General features: G+C 65.2%; 1 protein-coding gene and 1 pseudogene. One reads left to right on the top strand and one right to left on the bottom strand.

Annotated features, from left to right (window positions below; all coding sequences use genetic code 11):
- Positions 1-560: 560 nt before the first annotated feature.
- Positions 561-1,589 (bottom strand): IS110 family transposase, encoded by a 1,029-nt coding sequence (locus VN856_RS25530; protein ID WP_325694519.1) that lies wholly within the window; start codon positions 1,587-1,589, stop codon positions 561-563.
- A gap of 129 nt (positions 1,590-1,718) precedes the next feature.
- On the opposite strand from VN856_RS25530, the pseudogene VN856_RS25535 reads away from it, so the two are divergent.
- Positions 1,719-2,009 (top strand): annotated as a pseudogene (locus VN856_RS25535) (IS6 family transposase); the annotation flags it as partial.

Below are 2,009 nucleotides of genomic sequence, written 5' to 3' on the forward strand. Positions count from 1 at the left end.
GACGGCGTTGCGGTGGTCACCCGACGAATCCTCCCAGGTCGCCCGCACTCACCAACGTGACAGTGCCCGCGTAGACCACCGCGAGACCAAGCGCCTTCAGCCGGTTGCCCCATCGCAAATCTTTAGGGTCGCGGTCGTGGCGCTGGCACTGTCATCCCTGAAGGGGCGGGGTGTGTCAAGAGGTTGTTGAGCAGTGGTTTTGCTGGTTTTCGGGCTCCGTGTAGACAGCACTGGGTTAGGGCCGGGGTCAAGACGGAGCGCCCGCAGCGTAGCGAGGACGAACGGTCTTGACGCTGGGCCGGCCCGGTGCATGCTGTCGGCGGATGCCGGACGATCAGCTTGGTGAGATTGTGTTGGTGTGGGGGTTCCTTCTCCAAGTGTGATGCGCAGATACGTTGGGGCAGGGCCGGATTGGGTCCGGCTGCCGGTCATCCCTTCGCCCGGCTGGTGTGGGCATGGAGCGGTGCGGTGGCAACACGCGGGGTCCAATCAAGTTGGCGACCACGCCGGGTAGGGGGTCAGACAGTGCAGCGGCCGCGCGTGTGTTGCGTCCGGGGTGCTCACGCCGCCCTGGGACGGTCGAGCGCGCGGATATGTCCGTCGCGCAGCCCGTAGTAGACCAGGGTGAGCAGTTTGCGTGCCGCGGCGATCTTGGCGATGTTCTTGCCGCGGCGTGACTCGATCCGGGTGCGGTCGAGCGCGATCTTCGACGTGGTGGGATAGCGCTGGATGGCTTCGACAGCGGCCCACCGCACCAGCTTGGAACCCTGTTTGGTGATGTGGCCGCGGTGCACGACGGTGTCGGACTCGCGGTGCTTGGGGGTCAGTCCGGCCCAGGAGCACAAGTGCGCGGGGCTGGTGAAGCGGTGCACGTCGCCGATCTCGGCGACGAACACCGCCGCCAGCACCGGCCCGATGCCGGGTACCTGCTGGAGTGCTTGATAGCCGCGATGGTTGCAGAGCCGTTTGGCGATCAACCCGGCGAACCGCGCTTCGTGGCCATCGAGGACGTCAATGAGTTCCAGCAGTGAGCGGACCCGCTCGGCGTAGGCGGCACCCAGCGGCACCTTGGCCAGCCGTTGCCGGCCACCGACCCCGAACAGATCCGACACCGCGATCAACACGCCGGCTTTGGCCAGTACGGCATGGACCTGGGCTTTGAGTCCGGATCGGATCGCGACCAGCTTGGCCCGATAGCGCACCAGCTCCCGCAACTCGCGTGTCTGCGGTGGCGCGATCCAGGCCTCGGGCAGTCGACCCATCCGCAGTAGATCGGCCAGATCACCAGCGTCGCGGACGTCGTTTTTCACCCGTCGGTATCGAAACCCTTTGACGCCCAACGGATGCGCCAGATGCACCTGTGCTCCACAGTCCCGCAACACATCGACCGCCCAATACCATCCGTAGGTTGCTTCCAGCACCACCTCGGGGTCCGTGCCAGCGCGCTCAAGCTCCAACCGCAACGCGACCGGATCGTTGACGATCCGCACCGCCGAGAGCTGATCACCGGATTCAGACTGGCGCACGATGACCGATCGTTGGCGATGCAAATCGATCCCGACGAACTGCCTAACGTCATACTCGTCCATAGGGGCCTCCTATGATTCGTGGAATGTGAACACCCCAGCATCCGCCGGGAACGTCACGAGGAGCGGAGGCCCCGCCCCTTCATCGCATCAAGTTGGTGAGTTGCCTGGTCGCTGCCAAGATCGGTGGTCGTGACCGCTGCATCGCCGTCGTACAAGGGACACCGCTACCCGGGCGAGATCATCGCCCACTGCGTGTGGCTGTATCACCGGTTCCCGCTGAGCTTTCGTAAGGTCGAGGAGTTGATGCTGCAACGCGGCGTCGTGGTCAGCTACGAAACCATCCGGGCCTGGTGCGCGAAGTTCGGGCAGGCCTAGGCCAACCGGCTGCGCCGGCGCCGGGCCCGGCCGGGCGACACATGGCATCTCGATGAAATCGTCATCGAAGATCAACGGCACCATCCACGTCCTGGGGCGCGCGGT

This window comes from Mycobacterium sp. (genome assembly GCF_035603715.1).
In the GTDB taxonomy this organism is placed as follows: domain Bacteria; phylum Actinomycetota; class Actinomycetes; order Mycobacteriales; family Mycobacteriaceae; genus Mycobacterium.